The sequence below is a fragment of the Microcoleus sp. T3_D1 genome, from assembly GCF_036700405.1.
Taxonomy (GTDB): Bacteria; Cyanobacteriota; Cyanobacteriia; order Cyanobacteriales; family Microcoleaceae; genus Microcoleus.
This window is the reverse complement of sequence record NZ_JAUBOV010000048.1, coordinates 12,393-29,784: the sequence shown is the minus strand read 5'-3', so window position 1 is coordinate 29,784 and position 17,392 is coordinate 12,393. Positions and strand designations below refer to the sequence as shown.

Below are 17,392 nucleotides of genomic sequence, written 5' to 3'. Positions count from 1 at the left end.
CTCAAGAACAGGCTTTCCGGCCTGTTCCACAACACATACCGATATTGTACAATCAACTCCGCAAACGCCCTGACCTGAGAATGCTAATAATTAACCAAAAACCCAAAAAACTCGCCGCCCCAAACAAACCAGTGCTCAGAAAAGATAGCTGAGAACTTTGTGCGTTAGAAGAAATAATTGCCGCCCCTATAATCAGCGAACCCACAACAATACTAAAAGAAAGTCGGTTCGCAGAATCCCCCAGAGTGCGACGCAGCGGATCGAGTTCTTTTAGTGTCAAGTTCCACTTCAAAGTTTCCGAAGTAACCCGGTCTAAAAGCACTTCCACCTGTCGCGGGGATTGCAAAGACAAGCTTTTCAGATCCAGGGCAGTTCTCAACAAAGCTTGTATCGGGTCATCTCCGAATAACTGACGCCGAAACATATCGGTCATCAGCGGTTTGACCTGCTCTACAATATTAAATCGGGGATTAAAAGAGCGCGCCAGTCCTTCCAGATTAGCTAGAGTTTTTGCATACAAACCGAGATTGCTGGGAAGCCGAATTTTATTTTTGCGGGTGATTTCTAGCACCTCATAAAAAATTTCCGACAAGTTCATTTGCGACAAGCTCACATTGTAATACTTGCGGAGCATTCGAGCTAAATCGTTCTCTAGATTAACTAAACTTGTAGGCTGAGCAAATTCTGCCATTTCCAATGTTAATTGAGCGCAGCGCTGAGCGTCTAAATCCACAATGGCCAGCAACATTTCTGTCAAATTCTGCTGAGTGCGCGGGTCTAATCGGCCGACCATGCCGCAGTCGAGCAAAGCTATCCGGCCGTCTTTGAGATAAAATAAATTTCCCGGATGCGGGTCTGCGTGAAAGAAGCCGTCGATATATAACTGCTGGAAGAAAACGCGGCAAAGCAGCGTTGTAATATCTTCGCGTTCGGCATTTATATCTCCTTTGTGGCGAATTCCTTGCAAATCGCCTAACAAAATCGGGACTCCGTTCAGCCACTCCATTACTAAGAGTTTTTTTGTGGTCAACTCCCAGTTAATTTCTGGTAAGACAACTTGTGTGGGGTCAAACCATTTACTTTTAGATAAATTGCGGCGCAGTTCGTCTGTGTAGCTGGCTTCTTGAATGAAGTCTAATTCTGCACGCAGGGCGATCGCAAATTCTTCAGCTAGGGCCACAATATCGTATTGTTGACCGAAGTCTGTGAGCATGACAAGTTCTGCCAAACCTCGGAGCACGGCGATGTCTTGTTCGATGACAATATCAATACCGGGGCGCTGAACTTTGAGGGCGACTTCGCGGCCGTCTTTTAAAGTAGCTTTGTGGGTTTGGGCGATCGAACCTGCGGCGATGGCTTCGGTGTTAAATTTGGCGAAGGTATTTTCGAGAGATTGTGTGAGTTCCTGGCGGACGATTGCTTCTACTTGCGACCACGGTACGGGCGGCACTTCCGCTTGTAGCGTGGAGAGAGTTTCGATATAGCTGGCCGGTAAAAGGTCGGGACGGGTACTCAGCAATTGTCCTAATTTGACAAAAACTGGGCCTAATTGGACGAGGATGTTGCGGAGAACTGCTGGAGTTGGGAGACTGGGTGCGTCGGTTTTGCGGCCGGTTAGGAGGCTTTTCATGTAGTCCCAACCGTTGCGGAAGACGACCTCTAGAATTTCTCCTTTGCGAGAATTGTTTTGAACTAGGCTAAACAAGGGGCCTCCGGGTCGATCGGGTTTAAGGGCTATATAACTACTAGGATAGCGCTGTTGACCGGGCTGACCAGTGTCTTGGGGAATAACTTGGGCGAAAGGGTGGGAATGCGCGTGAGAATTTTGGGGTGTGGGGGCGATCGGTTTTTGGCTTTGGCATTACTCCTGATAGTAATATACAGTTAAAGCAGACATGATATTTTTATAATTAAATTTATTTAATTGAAAAAATGTGTCAAATACTGGAATGAGTAAGTGATTAAATAACCCGAGTCTAAATGTGTTTAAAACCGTATAAGAGACATGATTGCAATCCAATTTCCTCAGACCTCGATCGAATTATCCATCAACTTAACTGACGAGCAATTTTTTCAGCTTTGTCAGAACAACCGTGATTATCAATTTGAACGTACAGCATCCGGGGAATTAATTATTATGCCACCGACAGGCAGTGAAACTAGCAAGCGCAATATGGATCTATCGTATCAACTTCGAGCCTGGAGCCGCCAAAATAATCTAGGAGTTGCCTTCGACTCTTCTGGAGGCTTTAGGCTCCCCAATGGTGCCGATCGCTCTCCTGATGCCTCTTGGGTCAAAAAAGAACGCTGGGATGCTTTAACACCCGAACAAAAAGACAGTTTTGCTCCTTTGTGTCCTGATTTTGTTGTCGAGTTGCGTTCTCGGACTGATTCCTTGAAGAAACTTCAAGAGAAAATGCAAGAATATATAGAGAACGGTGCTAAATTGGGTTGGTTAATTGACAGGCAAAATCGGCGGGTAGAAATTTATCGCCCCGGTCAAGATGTTGAAATTATCCAAAATCCTCGCACTCTCTCAGGGGAAGAGGTACTGCCAGGTTTTGTCTTGGATTTAGCAGAAATTATTTAACCTTCTTGGATGCAAAAACTGAAGAGCAAAACTATTGGTAGCGGTAAGGTACGCACTGCGTACCCTACAGAATTAATTACAATAAATCTTTCAATTTATCATCTTCTCCCAACACTTTAATTACCTGTTTAATCTCCTGCGTCCTGTCCTTTTTCACAATCAAAGTCACATTGCCATCTCTGACAACTACGACATCTTCTAAACCAATGGTGACAATGACTTCATTCTGATCGGCTGCATAAAAAATGCCGCCTTTCGTATCAATGCCGACGTGTTTTGCTAACTCCACATTCGGCTTATCTCCTTGCAGCAAACGACCGATCGCATTCCAATCTCCCAAATCGTCCCAGCTAAAGCCTACGGGCAGAACACAGGCCTTTTGCGTCTTCTCCATCAGCGCGTAATCAATGCTAATTTTGGGTAATTCCGAGTACGCCTGCGCGCCTTTTGCTTCCAAAGCTGCCATCATTTCCGGTACATGATTTCGCAATTCTGTCAAGACCGTTCCGACTCGAAATACAAAAATTCCCCCGTTCCAACTAAACTTGCCGCTGGCTACAAATTCTTCCGCAGTGGTACGATCGGGCTTTTCCGTAAACCTCGCCACCCGATAGGCCGGAAAACCCCCAAAACTGCCAATTTCCTCGCCTTGTTCGATGTAGCCGTAACCAGTGGAAGCATAACTCGGTTTTACTCCCAAAGTGGCGATCGCATCCTGATTTTTCGCCAACTGGGCCGCCGCCTCCAAAGTCTTGATAAACTCCTGTGGTTCCCCAATCCAGTGATCCGCCGGGAAAAAACCAACAACCGCATCCTCACCGTAACGCTTCTCCGTTTCTATAGCAGTCCAGGCCACCGCCGGCGCAGTATCCCGACCCTCCGGTTCCGCCAGCAAATTCTCCGGCGGTAACAGCGGCAACTGTTCGCGAACCCCCGCAGCCAACATTTCCGACGTTACCACCCACAAATCGTCCCAACCGTTACCTAATTCCAAAAGTCTTTCCGCAGTAGCCTGCAGCAAACTCTTGCCGCTACCGTCGAGACTCAAAAACTGCTTGGGCCGCTGTTTGCGACTTAGTGGCCAGAAACGTTCGCCTTTACCGCCGGCCAGAATCACAGGAATTAAGGTTCTACTCATTGTTTAAAGTTTAAACTGTTCACATCTATTTTGCCTTGATACCGGTAGGGACACGGCAATGCCGTGTCCTTACCCCTAGCTTAATTTTTAACTACCAGCCGGGAAGTCCCTCGGTATATTTAGAGGGGATTAATCAGAGCGCTGCGCCCCGTACCCCGAATAAATTACTCCTTGGGATGGAAAGAAGCGTCGGGTGTAGGTACCCAAAGCGACAATTATTCTTTTATACCCCTTGAGGATCTGGAAATACTCTGATACTATATTAGCAAGTGGGGGTGGAACTACCTCACTATAAAAAGCATGAGAAAAAAAAGGAAAAAGAAGCCTGCGGTCTAACTGTACTCAGTTGACCGTCAGGTTTGTTCACTTCTACCTTCTATCTTCTGCCTGTCACTTTTTCAATCCAATTAGTATCACGAGCAATGTAAGGTGCGCCACAGCGTACCTTATTCAATATAAGACAGAAAAACTCTGGTTAAGGAATCATTGAAAATTGCTATAGCGACTAGCAATTAGCCATTACCTATTACCTATTACTTCGACAATTCGATATTGAGTTCGTTTACGACACGGCGTTTGAGAGGGATTGATTTTTCTCTGGGCAGCAAGTCAAATACTTTCCGAAAAGCATCATCTACCTGTTCAAATGGTATTTGTCCTTTCTCATTAAAAACTACTTTTCCCGATTGGTCTAGGATGACTGTTTGAGGTACGAAACCTTCGTAATAATGGCTTGGTTCGGTGATTTCGGGTGACGGTTGTGGAGGCAAAGAGTCAACTGTTATGGGCATAAAATCGGCTTCGCGACCGTAAAATTCCTGGAGTTGAGAGACGACGATCGCGTATTGCTTGGAGTCGCTGCTGTCGTCAGTGTAAAACACTAACAATACGGGTTTATTGCGTTTGAAAGAATCTGTGATCTTGACTTTAGGAGGAACTAGGGAACCGTTGCCGGCGTAGAGGGCAAAGATTGTACCGTCAAAGCGATCGTCTGTGAGAGTTGCGAAGGCTGGCGCAGTGCCGCTTAGCAGTATTAAGCTAAGTGCGATCGCCACTGTTACAAGACTGGCTGACAAGATTCGCCTCAGCCAGCGGATGCCAGAAGCAGCAGTAACAATTGAATTTTTTTTCTCAGGAAATATCATAGGTTGTTGGCAGTTGCTGTAACGAAAGCGAAATCAGATGCAAAAACTTTCCTAAGTTTATCAGGAAAATGTAGGCAAATGTTGTTGAGTAGGTTAAAGTAGTTTCGGCTCGACGATCGTAAATTGCTGATAGTGGCGATCGACAAGGCGATTCTACAGACCGAAGATCACTATTTGCGATCGGCTTTTCAGGGGCGGACTGGAACAGTCCGCGCCACAATAAAATTTATTTGTGGTGGGGTGGGCTTCTAGCTTCCCAGAAGGGTGCAAGATATTAAATTCAACTGATTACTAGAAACTGACAACTGGGAATTTACAACTAATGATAGCTTTGCTTGATGCACTCGTCGCCCAAACGCCGGCTGCTGATGTTTCCGGGCCGGCTCAAATCAATCTGGTGCAGGCGATTATTTTAGGAATTGTACAAGGATTAACCGAGTTTTTGCCCATCAGCAGCAGCGCTCATTTAAAGGTAGTGCCGATCGCCCTGGGATGGGGCGATCCGGGGGTTGCTTATACTGCTGTTATTCAGTTGGGCAGTATTGTGGCAGTGCTTTGGTATTTCTGGAAAGACTTGACAAATATAACTGTTGGTGCTGTAGATGCAGTGGTGCGGCGCGACTACAAATCGCATGAGTTTCAAATGGCCCTGGGGCTTGTTTTGGGAACAATACCTATAGTCTTTTTTGGGCTGCTAATCAAGGCATTGGTTCCCGATTTTGACAAGTCGCCACTCAGGAGTTTGACCAGCATCGCCATTGCTTCGATCGTCATGTCGCTCCTGTTAGCAATAGCAGAAAAAATTGGCAAGCGCAATCGCACTTATGAAAAGTTAACTGTTCAAGATGGTATTTTGATGGGATTAGCTCAAGCAATTGCATTGATTCCGGGGTGTTCGCGATCGGGTTCCACTCTAACAGCAGGATTGTTTATAGGATTGGAAAGACCCGCCGCCGCGCGGTTTTCTTTTTTATTGGGAATTCCGGCAATTACTCTGGCTGGATTAGTGGAATTGAAGGGTGCTTTAGGAGAAGGAATCGGCGATGCTGGAGTTGCAGCTTTGATAGTGGGAACGATTTCGGCATTTGTGTTTTCTTATTTGTCGATCGCGTGGCTGATGAAGTTCCTGCAAACTCAAAATACCTGGATATTTGTGTGGTATCGGCTGGCTTTTGGCGTAGCCATTTTAACGGCGATCGCAGGTGGGGCAGTGAAAAATGCGTAGGTTGTTATAATTACAAGGACAGGCAAGATGCCTGTTCCACAAAACAAGGACAGGCAAGATGCCTGTTCCACAAAACAAGAACAGGCATCTTGCCTGTTCCACAAAACAAGAACAGGCAAGATGCCTGTTCCACAAAGAGTAAATTTTCTTGTGGAACGGGCCGGAGAGCCCGTTCATAAAAAGCTTATTAAAAGCTGACAAGCTGTTAGCTTTTAACTCAAAGTGAGCGTCGCCGTGAAAAATGTAGAATGCTCAAAGATAGCGAGCCCCAAAATGCACAATTAGCGCTAATTATGCTGGTTCCTGCTGCTAGCATTGGTGTAGCGATGTCCTTCTTTATCTCTCCCGGAATTGTGAGAACAATAGTATCAGATTTCAAACGGCTTCTCCGTTCAGAATCCCAGTGCTAATATATGGAAGAGTATCGCAAAAAAAGCGATTATTTCCCGGACGGCTGGGTTGACAAAAGAGCGGTGTTGTGCTGGCAAAAACAACTAAGGAATGAGAATTAAATAACTTACAATGCGTGATGGTTCTTGTGGGATGGGCGTCCCGCCCGTCCAGAAAGGGCGGGGTATAAGCCCAACCCCTACTCCCCACTTTCAAGAGTGTAAATTATTTAATTCGCGATCCTAAGCCTGTCAGGAACCCGTCAAAATTTTGAGTTTCATAAATACATATTTTTGATACATCCTCTCACAGCCAAGCTAAATTCACAACCCAGAACTTATTCTGATTCTAAAGGCGATCGACCTTAGCAAACTATGTCAATACCGAAAAAAGGAGCCAGAAAAATAATTGTTGATGGGGAAAGTTTCATCTGGCTAATCCGAAGACAAGCTACTTATACGCAATCATGCTACGCTGGCGGAAATATTCATGTTGGTGTCGAACACGCCCAAAAACGGGGTTCGGTGTTAGTTATCATCACCGATCGACCTCATCCTCAATGTTGGGGTACTAACGAAGTGAAACCAGTAACGCCCTCTGATGTAGCACAATGGATACAACAAGCAGTGCAGCTTGGATGGCAGCCTCGCGCGATCGGGAATACCTTTGAGGTACGGATTGCAGGAGGACGTGCAGAAAAAATATATTAGAGCGGGGAGTATCGATCGGCTATGCTGAAGAGAGAAAACTAATATTGCTCTCAACCTCACAATGCTACTCGTTCCTACGGCTGAACCAATTCCACTTGTGGCTGATGCAAACAATGTCATCCGTGTTGGTAGAACCCGCGTCACCCTAGATACAGTCATTACAGCTTTTCTTGAAGGAGCCACAGCAGAAGAAATCCGGGAACAGTACCCGTCTCTTGAGCTTTCCGATATTTATGTTGCGATCGGTTATTACTTGCGACACCAATCCGAAGTTGATGCTTATCTGATGGAACGTCAGCTTCTTGCCGCAGAAGTTCAGCAGGAAGCAGAAAGGCGTTTTAACCCAGTTGGAATACGCGATCGCCTATTAGCAAGACGCAACCAAAAAGGGTAGTTTTATATGCTGCGATTCTTGGCAGACGAGAACTTTAACAATCAGATTGTTCGGGGTATTATGCGGCGAAATCCCGACGTTGATATTGTCCGCGTTCAAGATATGGGGTTGATAGAAGCAGACGACCCAACCGTCTTAGAATGGGCAGCGCTGCAAGGGCGCGCGGTACTAACTCACGATGTAGCAACGATGACCAACTTCGCCTACGATCGAATCCAAGCAGGTCTTGCGATGCCTGGATTATTTGAAGTCAGCCGCCGTGTATCTGTAGGTTTGGCGATCGAGGAAATTTTGCTAATTGCTGAGTGCAGTCTGGAAGGAGAATGGGAAGGGCAAGTGCGATTTTTACCTTTACGCTAACCGCCGTAAAATAGGCACAATTAACGATAAAAATTTAATGTGGCTTAATACATACAATAGATTATTTTAAAGCTTACTAATTTAGCGAACTTATGAGCGAATTGTCAACACGTCCGGCCCTAATCAGCAAAGTCATCCCCGACAGCATCGCCGCCGAAATCGGATTTGATGCCGGAGACTCAATCGTCGCCGTCAACGGTCAAAAACCCCGCGACTTGATCGACTATCAATTCCTGTGCGCCGATGAATTTCTAGAATTAGAAGTATTAGACAGTAAAGGCAAAAGTCACAAGTTAGAAATCGAAAAAGAGTACGACGAAGATTTAGGATTGGAATTTGAAACCGCTCTTTTTGACGGACTAATTCAGTGCAACAATCGCTGCCCTTTTTGCTTTATAGACCAACAACCACCGGGAAAGCGCGAAACTTTGTATCTCAAAGATGATGACTACCGACTTAGTTTTCTTTATGGTAGCTATCTCACTCTCACAAATTTGTCTCAAAAAGAGTGGGACAGAATCGAACAAATGCGGCTTTCTCCTCTCTATGTTTCCGTGCACGCTACGGAACCGGAAGTGCGAATTCGGTTGCTAAAAAATCTCCGCGCTGGGAAGATTCTCGAACAAATCAAATGGTTTCAAGAACGCCGCTTGCAAATTCACGCTCAGGTAGTTGTTTGTCCTGGTATTAATGATGGCGAACATTTAGAACGCACTTTGTTAGATTTGGCAAAGTTTCATACTGGAAGTATTCCCGCTGTAGCATCGGTGGCTGTAGTGCCGGTGGGTTTAACTCGCTTTCGTCCTGCCGAAGATGAACTGATCGCAGTAACTGCCCAAAAAGCGCGAGAAGTAATCGAGCAAGTGCAGAAAATTCAAGTGCTTTTAAGTACAGGAAAAGGTGGCCCAAAAGCTAAAAAGCAGAATTCAAAATCGCGCTGTATTTGGCTGGCTGACGAGTGGTTTTTAATAGCTGGTTTAGATTTGCCGTCGGCTGCTGATTACGAAGATTATCCGCAAATTGGTAATGGTGTGGGTTCGATTAGGCAGTTTATCCAGCAGTTTGAAACGGCTTTTGAGAAGCTGCAACCGATGCAAGTCGAGCCCGATCGCAAGTTAGTTTGGGTGGTGGGGAATGCTGTCGAAAAAGCTTTTGAGCCGATCGTACAACAACTAAACCAAATTCCCGGCTTGTCCGTCAACATGGCAGCACTGTGCAGCCGCTACTGGGGACAAACTATCACTGTCACGGGTTTGCTTACCGGGCAAGATTTGCTCGAAGCTTTGCAGGGGCGAGACTTGGGAGATGGCATCCTGCTGCCGTCGGTGATGCTAAAACAGGGGGAACCGCGTTTTCTCGACGACATGACCCTCGAACAGCTCGCCAGCTCGCTGAAAACCCGGATTTTGCCGGTGAGCGGAGTAGAGGAACTAATCTCGGCGGCGATCGGTCTGGCAAATGCTGAAGTTAAATTCTAAATTTTGAATCGAACATTCAAAAGTTAAGATGAGTATGGTAATTGTGACTTGTAACCGTCGAGTTCAGGCTACAGACTAGAAACTTGAGACCTCAATCTTGCTCTAAAATTGTCTCTTAGGATTGCAGAGTAATTAAAAAATTATGCGTGTTTTTCGTCAAATCATCGGAGTCGGAGTGGGCGCTGCAATTACTTTGGGCAACGCCGCACAGAGTGCTTCAGCACAGCCTCCGGCTCAGTCTCAGGACAGCTTGGCCCCTAGCAATCAGCTCGTCGAATTAGGGCAGAATGTTCGATCGACCTCGAACACAGCAGCAGAATCAGCATCACACGCCGAACAGTCGATCGCCCTTAACCCCCCAACCGGGCCCGAGCAAGCATCAAAGCCTCAACAGGCTGCTCCGGCTTCCCCATCAACTCTGTCTCAGGCCGGTTCAACGCCTCTAAGAGGGTTGGAACCGACACAGACTCAGCAGCCTTCCCCAAACCCTCCCAACAATGTTCCTGTGCCGAGTTCCCCGGTACCAATTCTCCGGGGCACTCCGAACGAAAGTTTCCCCCCTCTCCCTCCGAGGGGCATTTTAGACACCAAGCCTCCGGCTTCCCTGGAACCCAACCCGAATCCGCTGAATTTTCCGGCAAACCCGGAGGATGTCAGGATCGAGCAAACAGAGTCAATTACCTTGCAGCAGGCGATCGACCTCGCGCGCCGCAACAGCCAAGTTTTGCAAATCGCCGGACAGCAAGTGGAACAAAGCAGATCCGCTTTGCGCGAACAGCAAGCTGCTCTTTATCCAGACCTGAATTTTCAAATGGACGCGAGCCGGTCTGTGACTGCCGGCGGAGAACTCGGAGTCCGGGCTCAGCAGCGCTTCAACAACTCTCGGGCTAACGGAACCGGGCAGCCCGCCGAGCAAGCCCGCCAAAATTTAGGCAGCAACAGTCTCAACAGCACTTTGCAGTTGAGCTATGACATCGATTTGTTCGGAAGGCGGCGGGCTAACATCCGCGCGGCAGAGGAACAGTTGCGCCTTCGGGAACTGGATGTGGAACGCCAAGCCGAGGAACTCCGCTTCGACACTGCTGAGGCTTACTACAACTTGCAAAACGCGGACGGACAAGTTGCCATCCGCCAAGCTTCGGTCAGAAATGCCCAGCAAAGTTTGCGGGATGCCGAAGCCCTGGAACGGGCAGGGGTGGGAACCCGGTTTGCTGTGTTGCAGGCTCAGGCAAATTTGGCTAACGAAGTGCAACAACTGTCAGTTGCTCGTCGCGACCAGCGAGTTGCCCAGCGGCGTCTGGCTGAGATTTTGAATGTCAGCCAGTCGGCGAACTTGACAGCGGCAGATCCGGTAGAACAAGCGGGCTCTTGGAGGCTGTCTTTGGAAGAGAGTATTGTGCAGGCTTTTAAGAATCGCCCCGAGTTGGAACAGCAGTTGGTGCAGAGGGATATCAGCAAGCAGCAGAGGCGATCGATTCAGGCGGGGCGTTTGCCTCAACTGAGTGTTGGGGGTAGTTACAACGTGCTGGGCCAAGACCCTGACGACCCCAACCCGTTTGCTACTCGTGGGTGGGCCGACGGGTATTCGATCCGGGCGAGTCTGACTTGGAGTATCTTCGATGGGGGCGCGGCGAACGCGAGGGTGAGACAGCGGGATGCTGATATTGCGATCGCCGAAAGTCGATTCGACCAACTCCGCAATCAGGTTCGCCGGGAAGTGGAACAAGCTTATTTTGGCTTAGAATCGAGTTTTGAGAATATCGAAACTTCTGAGGCGGGGGTTTTGCAGTCAAGGGAAGCTCTGCGTCTGGCTAGACTGCGCTTTCAAGCTGGTGTGGGTACTCAGACGGATGTGATTCAGGCGGAAACTGATTTGACTAGGGCTGAGAGAAACCGATTGTCGGCAATTGTCACCTACAACCTGGGGCTTTCGTCTCTCCAGCGGGCTGTGAGCAATCTTCCGACGAATAACCTCTCGGATGCTCCTTGAGATTGGGTTGGGGCGATTCCCTACGGGAGAGCTACGCACGCGCGTCCTTTAATCACACAGGTAATTAGACATCGGGTATTAAACGTCCGACACATTAGTTAATATTTTGTAATAGAGTTCCATGTCAACTGCGTTAAGGAATCGGCAATGGCCAATATCAAGTTTGTGAAGGAAAATCAGGAAGTCATCGCCGCAGACGGGGCCAATTTGAGGCTCAAAGCTCTAGAAAACCGCATCGATTTGTACAGCTTTTCGGGCAAGCTCATGAATTGCGGGGGCATTGGTCAATGCGGCACCTGCATTGTAGAAATTGTCGAGGGCAGTGAAAATCTGTCGCCCCGCACTGACTTTGAGAACCGCAAGCTCAAGAAAAAGCCCGAAAACTATCGGTTGGCTTGTCAAGCTATGGTCAATGGCCAGGTGAGCGTGAAGACTAAACCGTGACTTTCAGAAGGCAGAAGGCTAGAGATGCTAGAGATGCAGAAGGAAAGAAAAATGCAGAATGCAATAATTTTGTTTTTTTTTCCTATTTCACTGTATAATCACGCCTTTTGCTCGCCTAGGAAAAGAAAGTTGGTTTCTAGGAAAAATAAGAGATTGGGCAACGAGGCATTCAGGCAGAAAGCGGGTTTCGACGCTTATCCGTCAGCTCTTCTTCTGTCTTCGAGTTTGCCTTTTGCCTTTGAGTGATATCCTAGTTGTGTGTGTTTTTCTATTTTCCGATAGAGGCGAGCGTCTTCATGGAAGTTAACGATTTAGGGTTTGTGGCAACCATTCTTTTTGTATTGGTTCCCAGTGTTTTTCTAATCATTCTGTACATTCAAACAGCTAGCCGTCAAGGTAGAAAAGATTAGCAACTGCTGCTATTTCTCTCTGGCTTTGCTGCTTGCAAAAAAAAAGCGCCAACAGCTTTTTGCTGAGGCGCTTTTTTTGTTAAATGTTGAGTGTTAGCTGCTAACTCTTAACGTTGACACTCTAGCCGACTGTGCGGGCTAGCAAGACGGGACAGTTGGCATAAACTCGCACGTAGTCTGATAGGGAATTTCCCAGGAGTCGATCGATATCCACAAAGTTTTTGGCAACATTGGGTCGCCGATCCGGGGAACCGATTACCAACAAGTCGGCATTCAACTCGTCTGCAATCCGACAAATTTCTTCCCCTGGCTTGCCTGTAGCACTCACGCAGCGGTAGCTAACTCCCATTTGTTTGGTTAGTGCTACTGCTGGGGCCAATACAGCGTCTTTTTCAGCACTTGCTGTTAAATCTGTGCTGGATTTTCCCGTCAAATCTTTGGTGACGTGTACTAAAATTATCTCTGGGCCACTGACTTCTTTGACCAAAGATAGCGCAAGCTGTAATGACTGTTTGGCAGCTTCTGATTTGTCTACGGCCACCATGACGCGCTTGATTTTTTTGACGTAGATGTCGTCTTTTACTAACAGCATCGGTCGGGATGTTAGCTGGAAAACGTACTGGCTGACTGAGTTTTCCAAAATCGATTGCAGCCGTCCGAGTCCCCGCGAACCCATAATTACTAAGTCGGATTGTTCTTCTTCTGCGACTTGGCAAACGGTGGTTTTCGGGTCTCCCTGTTTGAGCCGGGGGTTGACTTTGCTGGGATCTATTTTCAAAGACTGGACTGCTTGTGCTAAAATCTTGCCTCCTTCTTCCAACTTCTCGGCCATGCCCTCGGAGGTTACCTGGGGCGGCACGACGTGCAAGACGGTGACAGAGGTTTGTTGCAAGGAAGGGATGTCCATCAACATATTAAACATCTCTTCGCACAAGCCGCGACCGGCGACGGCTACTAAAATTTTTTCTATCATGGTTTTTTTGGCGGTAAAAACAGTTGAGTTTTCTTGTGCGACGTTAAACTAGGGCGTTGGTACTCTAGTTGCTTACTGTCAAGCATAAGCCTGAAGTTTGTCTTATGATTTGTAGAAATGTAGCGTTTTGGAACGATTTGTAAAGTGTTAGAGAACGATCGAACTCAACCAGAACTCGCACCGGCTGGTGCTATTCAAAATCGGCGCGGGATAGACTCTGAAGGCTGGTTTGAATATTTGGTGCGAGTGTACCCTCACCATACTGACTACAGCGGTGTGGTTTGGCACGGGACTTATCTGGCTTGGATGGAGGAAGCTAGGGTGGAAAGTTTGCGATCTCTTGGCATCGAGTATGCAGACTGGGTGGCGCAGGGTTTGGAATTGCCCGTGGTGGAACTTTCGCTGCGCTACCACCGGGCTGTACAAATGGGTCAATCTGTGGCAGTCAGAACGCGGATGGCTGCTACCGAGGGTGTGCGGCTGCTTTGGGATTACGAAATTCGATCGGCTGATACTCAGGAGTTATATGTGACAGCACAGGTAACTTTGGTTGGTGTCGATCGGGACAAAGGTAAGATTATGCGTCAATTACCCCCAACAGTGCAGGCAGCTTTGGCAAAGTTGGCGATCTACCCTTAGACTTATCTATTAGATCTCCCCAATAACTTTTGTGGAGCAGGCATCCTGGTGGCCTTTGACTGTATTTTTTGGAGATATCTATTGGGGGTCATGGCTCAAGTTTCTATAAGGTATTGTGCCATCGCCGATGCCAGCCCCTTTTTCAAGATTGTGTTAGTAGGTAAATTGATCGTAGATTATGATTAAAATTCTTGATTCTACCTTGAGAGAGGGAGAACAAACCCCTGGAGTTTATTTCGCACCTGAAACAAAGTTAAAAATTGCGGAGTTTTTAGACCACATAGGAGTTGATATTATTGAAGCTGGCAATCCTGCTGTAGATAGCGAAATTGCTTTAGCCGTTACCCGCATTGCCAATGCTGGACTAAAAGCAAAAATAGGCGCTCATTCGCTCTGCCGAATAGAGGATGTTAAAAAAGCCCTGGATTGTAATGTCAGCTTTTTAGGCGTGTTTTTTAGTGTATCCTCTCAACGATTGCAATGCGACTATAATATCTGTTTAGAGGCCGCCATAGATAAAATTGTGGAAGTAATAACTTATGCTAGAGAGCAGAATGATAGTTTATTGATTCGCTATACGCCGGAAGATACAGTTCGATCTCCTCTGAAAAATGTGATTGAGGCGGCTAGTGCAGCAGTGCAGGCTGGAGCTAATATAATCAGCATAGCTGATACCACTGGATATACAACCCCATTTCAACAAAAACGTAGTATTTATTATTTTGTCAAAATCCTGAAGGAGGAACTAGCCAAACGAGAATTATATCCACAAATAGAAGTTCATTGCCACAACGACCGAGGTTTAGCTCTAGCAAATGCCTTGGATGCCTACAGAGCTGGAACAGATATTATTGATGTCAGCGTGATGGGACTAGGGGAAAGAGCTGGCATAGTGGATTTGGCCGAATTACTAATAAATTTATCCGACATTATTGAGGAGAAAAACTTTTGGAAACTCGGATATTTGAAAGATTTGTATAATTTGGTAAGCGAGTATTCTCATGTACCTATTTCTCCTCATCACCCTGCCGTGGGGAAAAATGCTTTTACCCATTATGCAGGTGTTCACGTTACGGCAATGGCCAAAGATGATCGCCTATATCAAAGTTTAAATCCAGAAACTTTGGGAATTAAAAGTAGTATTGCATTAGGGATGCAATCGGGATTGACTGCTGTAGAATTAGCTCTAAAGCAGATTGGCAGAGAGGAACTAGCTGAAAACAAACATTTAGTAGCTAAGATTCTTAAAAAAGTTAAAGAAATTGCTAAAAGAGGAACCCCAATCGATATCGATAAAGACTTTATAGAAATTATTGATAATTGCTAATTTCCAGTAGCACCTACCCAGTAGAAAATGCTATAGTTTGGATTATTTAAGAATAATAAGCTGTTGTGCATTTAAATTGTATATTTCGAGTCCCGATCAAAAATCCTCAAATCCTCTCCCCCGCTCCCCATCGGACCCTCTCCCTCTCTAATACCATAGGCAATATAGATGCAACACAGCTTACCCACCTCTCCCTAGATAGTAATAATGTCAATAACCCCAGCAGAAAACTCTAACGAATTAAGGCAAGAAGAGAATAAATCATCTGAAAAATGGTGGACTACAGTTGGTATTGGTATTGGTGTATTCATTTTTGCTTTGGATGTGTATATAGTTAACTTGGCTTTGCCAGTTATGGTTGAATCTCTCCATACCAGTTTTGCCACGAGTCAATGGATAGTTTTAAGTTACTTGCTGGCCATCGCCATATTTGTAATATTGGTATCAAAATTAGGTGATATCTGGAACAAGAAGCGATTGTACATTATTGGCTTAACAATCTTTACGATCAGTTCACTATTGTGTGGAATGGCGCCAAATGTCGGGTTTTTAATAGCATTTCGAGGATTGCAAGGAGTAGGTGCTGCGTTTTTATCAGGCTTGGGAACTGCGATGATTGTGGAGGCATTTCCAGCGGCAGAGCGGGGACTGGGACTAGGTATTAGAGCGGGAATTTACGGAATGGGGATTACCTTGGGGCCTATGGTAGGAGGACTGCTGATGAGTGTGGGAGGCTGGCCTTTAATTTTCTGGGTGAATGTTCCGATTGGGATTGTTGCCATTTTGATTGTGGCTTGTTTTGTACCTAATTCTGCGATTAGTGGAAACCCAGAAAACTTTGATATCATCGGTACGCTGATATTGACCGTAGTCTTAACTTCTTTTATTCTTGGCATTACCCTATTACAGAAGGGTAATTCTTATATTGCCATAAATCTGCTGGGTTTTTCTCTCGTCAGCTTGATTGGCTTTTTATGGTTTGAATCCCGAATAGCAGCACCAATGATCGACTTTAAAATATTTCGATCCGTAGAGTTTAGCCTGGGCTTAACGCTACGTTTTATTGCAAACTTCGCGATCGCAGGTGTCATCTTCATCCTTCCTTTTTTCTTCACCTTCCTTGAACACTATTCAACTCAAAAATCTGGTTTTTTAATGGTAGTACCGTCAGTTCTGATTGTGACGACTGCGCCTATTGCGGGTATTCTTTCCGACCGTTTTGGCACGCAGGTAATTACTTTGATGGGTCTAGTATTTATGGCAATTGGATGTTTTTTAATCAGCCGATTTGATACTGAATTAACAGTCATCAAGTATATTTGGGGAATTATTCCCTATGGGGTAGGAGTGGCGATGTTCAACTCTCCTAACAATAGCTCTATTATGGGAGCCGCACCAAAAGAGCGATTAGGTATTGCTTCGGGATTGTTGTCATTTTCGCGGATATTAGGGCAGATGCTGGGAGTACCAATAGTAGGTGCTTTGTTCTTCTTTACAACAAGTTTTAGCGCTAATTTTGCACCGAATATGGATATTAGCAATGCGCCTGTACAAGCATTACTTTTTGCTACACATACTACTTTTTTGGTGCTTGGGGTTTTATTAATGGTTTCGACAATGTTTGCAACTTTGTTTTGGGTGAGAGAAAATAAAAAAGCTGCTCTTCTATAAAAATCATTGGCTGTTGATTTTACTGAGGATTTTTCATGCTTAATTCAGTTATTATTGCTCACTTACCTGGGATTCTAGCGCTTGTTTTTTCATCATTTGAAAACTCTTCTAAAATCCCTTAGCGCGGGCAGGTCTCAAACTCATATTCAATCCCGTGTCTTGAATAAAATCTGGGGTAATGGTGGCAATTTCAGCAGGCGTTAATCCGCTCCAACCTTCCACCAGGAAGCCAACTAAGCTGTTGTGCATTTAAATAGAATGTCAAAAAACAATCTAATTCTTGTGGGGAGTAGGGGTTGGGCCTAAGAGCCCGCCCTGAATATGCAATTTAAATGCGTGACAGCTTAATCCTTTGACTAACTGAGCGGCTGAATTGCCTTGAGACAAAACTTTTCCGTCTGCCAAATTTGCAGTAATATAAACTGTTGACTCAGCATATCGAAATTATTCCTCATATTGTGGATTTGCTTCATTAATCGGACTTGCAGGGTGCGCTGCACCTTACCTG

Annotated in this window: 18 protein-coding genes; 13 read left to right on the top strand and 5 right to left on the bottom strand. The window is 46.0% G+C overall.

The annotated features are described in order from the left end of the window. Nucleotides 1-52: 52 nt before the first annotated feature. Nucleotides 53-1,705: an AarF/ABC1/UbiB kinase family protein gene (locus QT992_RS21000; protein ID WP_333319635.1), complete on the bottom strand. Its 1,653-nt coding sequence runs from the start codon at nucleotides 1,703-1,705 to the stop codon at nucleotides 53-55. Between the two features lie 300 nt (nucleotides 1,706-2,005). Here QT992_RS21000 and QT992_RS20995 point away from each other — a divergent pair, with 300 nt between their 5' ends. Then, nucleotides 2,006-2,590 carry a Uma2 family endonuclease gene (locus QT992_RS20995; protein ID WP_333336593.1) on the top strand — a complete coding sequence of 195 codons (585 nt, stop codon included), beginning with the start codon at nucleotides 2,006-2,008 and terminating at the stop codon, nucleotides 2,588-2,590. 76 nt (nucleotides 2,591-2,666) lie between these two features. On the opposite strand, the gene QT992_RS20990 is transcribed toward QT992_RS20995, so the two are convergent. Both QT992_RS20990 and QT992_RS20985 read right to left on the bottom strand, forming a co-directional pair. After that, nucleotides 2,667-3,728 (bottom strand): mannose-1-phosphate guanylyltransferase, encoded by a 1,062-nt coding sequence (locus tag QT992_RS20990; RefSeq protein ID WP_333319630.1) that lies wholly within the window; start codon nucleotides 3,726-3,728, stop codon nucleotides 2,667-2,669. Nucleotides 3,729-4,261: 533 nt separating this feature from the next. Further along, nucleotides 4,262-4,873, bottom strand: coding sequence for a thylakoid membrane photosystem I accumulation factor (locus tag QT992_RS20985; RefSeq protein ID WP_333319627.1), 612 nt, complete (start codon nucleotides 4,871-4,873; stop codon nucleotides 4,262-4,264). Between the two features lie 322 nt (nucleotides 4,874-5,195). Here QT992_RS20985 and QT992_RS20980 point away from each other — a divergent pair, with 322 nt between their 5' ends. From QT992_RS20980 to psbM, 9 genes are all read left to right on the top strand, one after another. Then, nucleotides 5,196-6,098: an undecaprenyl-diphosphate phosphatase gene (locus QT992_RS20980; protein WP_333319624.1), complete on the top strand. Its 903-nt coding sequence runs from the start codon at nucleotides 5,196-5,198 to the stop codon at nucleotides 6,096-6,098. Between the two features lie 27 nt (nucleotides 6,099-6,125). After that, the gene (locus QT992_RS20975) at nucleotides 6,126-6,296 is read left to right on the top strand and encodes a hypothetical protein (protein ID WP_333336591.1); all 171 of its coding nucleotides are present in this window, start codon (nucleotides 6,126-6,128) and stop codon (nucleotides 6,294-6,296) included. A 566-nt stretch (nucleotides 6,297-6,862) separates the two neighbouring features. Further along, nucleotides 6,863-7,198, top strand: a complete 336-nt coding sequence (locus QT992_RS20970; protein ID WP_333336589.1) for a hypothetical protein — start codon at nucleotides 6,863-6,865, stop codon at nucleotides 7,196-7,198. Nucleotides 7,199-7,259: 61 nt separating this feature from the next. Continuing rightward, nucleotides 7,260-7,592 (top strand): DUF433 domain-containing protein, encoded by a 333-nt coding sequence (locus QT992_RS20965; protein ID WP_333336587.1) that lies wholly within the window; start codon nucleotides 7,260-7,262, stop codon nucleotides 7,590-7,592. Between the two features lie 6 nt (nucleotides 7,593-7,598). Beyond that, nucleotides 7,599-7,952, top strand: coding sequence for a DUF5615 family PIN-like protein (locus tag QT992_RS20960; protein ID WP_333336585.1), 354 nt, complete (start codon nucleotides 7,599-7,601; stop codon nucleotides 7,950-7,952). A gap of 92 nt (nucleotides 7,953-8,044) precedes the next feature. Next, a complete protein-coding gene (locus QT992_RS20955; protein WP_333336583.1) occupies nucleotides 8,045-9,430 on the top strand; it encodes a TIGR03279 family radical SAM protein in 1,386 nt (461 codons plus the stop codon). Nucleotides 9,431-9,572: 142 nt separating this feature from the next. Continuing rightward, nucleotides 9,573-11,420, top strand: coding sequence for a TolC family protein (locus QT992_RS20950; protein WP_333319605.1), 1,848 nt, complete (start codon nucleotides 9,573-9,575; stop codon nucleotides 11,418-11,420). Nucleotides 11,421-11,567: 147 nt separating this feature from the next. Next, nucleotides 11,568-11,864, top strand: coding sequence for a 2Fe-2S iron-sulfur cluster-binding protein (locus QT992_RS20945; RefSeq protein ID WP_333155992.1), 297 nt, complete (start codon nucleotides 11,568-11,570; stop codon nucleotides 11,862-11,864). A 296-nt stretch (nucleotides 11,865-12,160) separates the two neighbouring features. After that, nucleotides 12,161-12,274: a photosystem II reaction center protein PsbM gene (gene psbM / locus QT992_RS20940; RefSeq protein WP_015177760.1), complete on the top strand. Its 114-nt coding sequence runs from the start codon at nucleotides 12,161-12,163 to the stop codon at nucleotides 12,272-12,274. Between the two features lie 121 nt (nucleotides 12,275-12,395). Here the strand turns inward: psbM and QT992_RS20935 are convergent, their stop codons facing one another. Then, nucleotides 12,396-13,247, bottom strand: coding sequence for a universal stress protein (locus QT992_RS20935; protein WP_333319603.1), 852 nt, complete (start codon nucleotides 13,245-13,247; stop codon nucleotides 12,396-12,398). Between the two features lie 144 nt (nucleotides 13,248-13,391). Here QT992_RS20935 and QT992_RS20930 point away from each other — a divergent pair, with 144 nt between their 5' ends. The 3 genes from QT992_RS20930 to QT992_RS20920 all read left to right on the top strand — a co-directional run bounded on the left by QT992_RS20930 (nucleotide 13,392) and on the right by QT992_RS20920 (nucleotide 16,884). Then, nucleotides 13,392-13,886, top strand: a complete 495-nt coding sequence (locus QT992_RS20930) for a thioesterase family protein (RefSeq protein ID WP_333319601.1) — start codon at nucleotides 13,392-13,394, stop codon at nucleotides 13,884-13,886. Between the two features lie 178 nt (nucleotides 13,887-14,064). Continuing rightward, the gene (locus QT992_RS20925; RefSeq protein ID WP_333336582.1) at nucleotides 14,065-15,213 is read left to right on the top strand and encodes a homocitrate synthase/isopropylmalate synthase family protein; all 1,149 of its coding nucleotides are present in this window, start codon (nucleotides 14,065-14,067) and stop codon (nucleotides 15,211-15,213) included. Nucleotides 15,214-15,420: 207 nt separating this feature from the next. Continuing rightward, a complete protein-coding gene (locus QT992_RS20920; protein WP_333336580.1) occupies nucleotides 15,421-16,884 on the top strand; it encodes an MFS transporter in 1,464 nt (487 codons plus the stop codon). 108 nt (nucleotides 16,885-16,992) lie between these two features. Here QT992_RS20920 and QT992_RS20915 read toward each other — a convergent pair whose 3' ends face one another. Then, complete coding sequence (locus tag QT992_RS20915; RefSeq protein WP_333319595.1) at nucleotides 16,993-17,133, bottom strand: SufE family protein; 141 nt, start codon at nucleotides 17,131-17,133, stop codon at nucleotides 16,993-16,995. Between the last annotated feature and the right edge of the window lie 259 nt (nucleotides 17,134-17,392).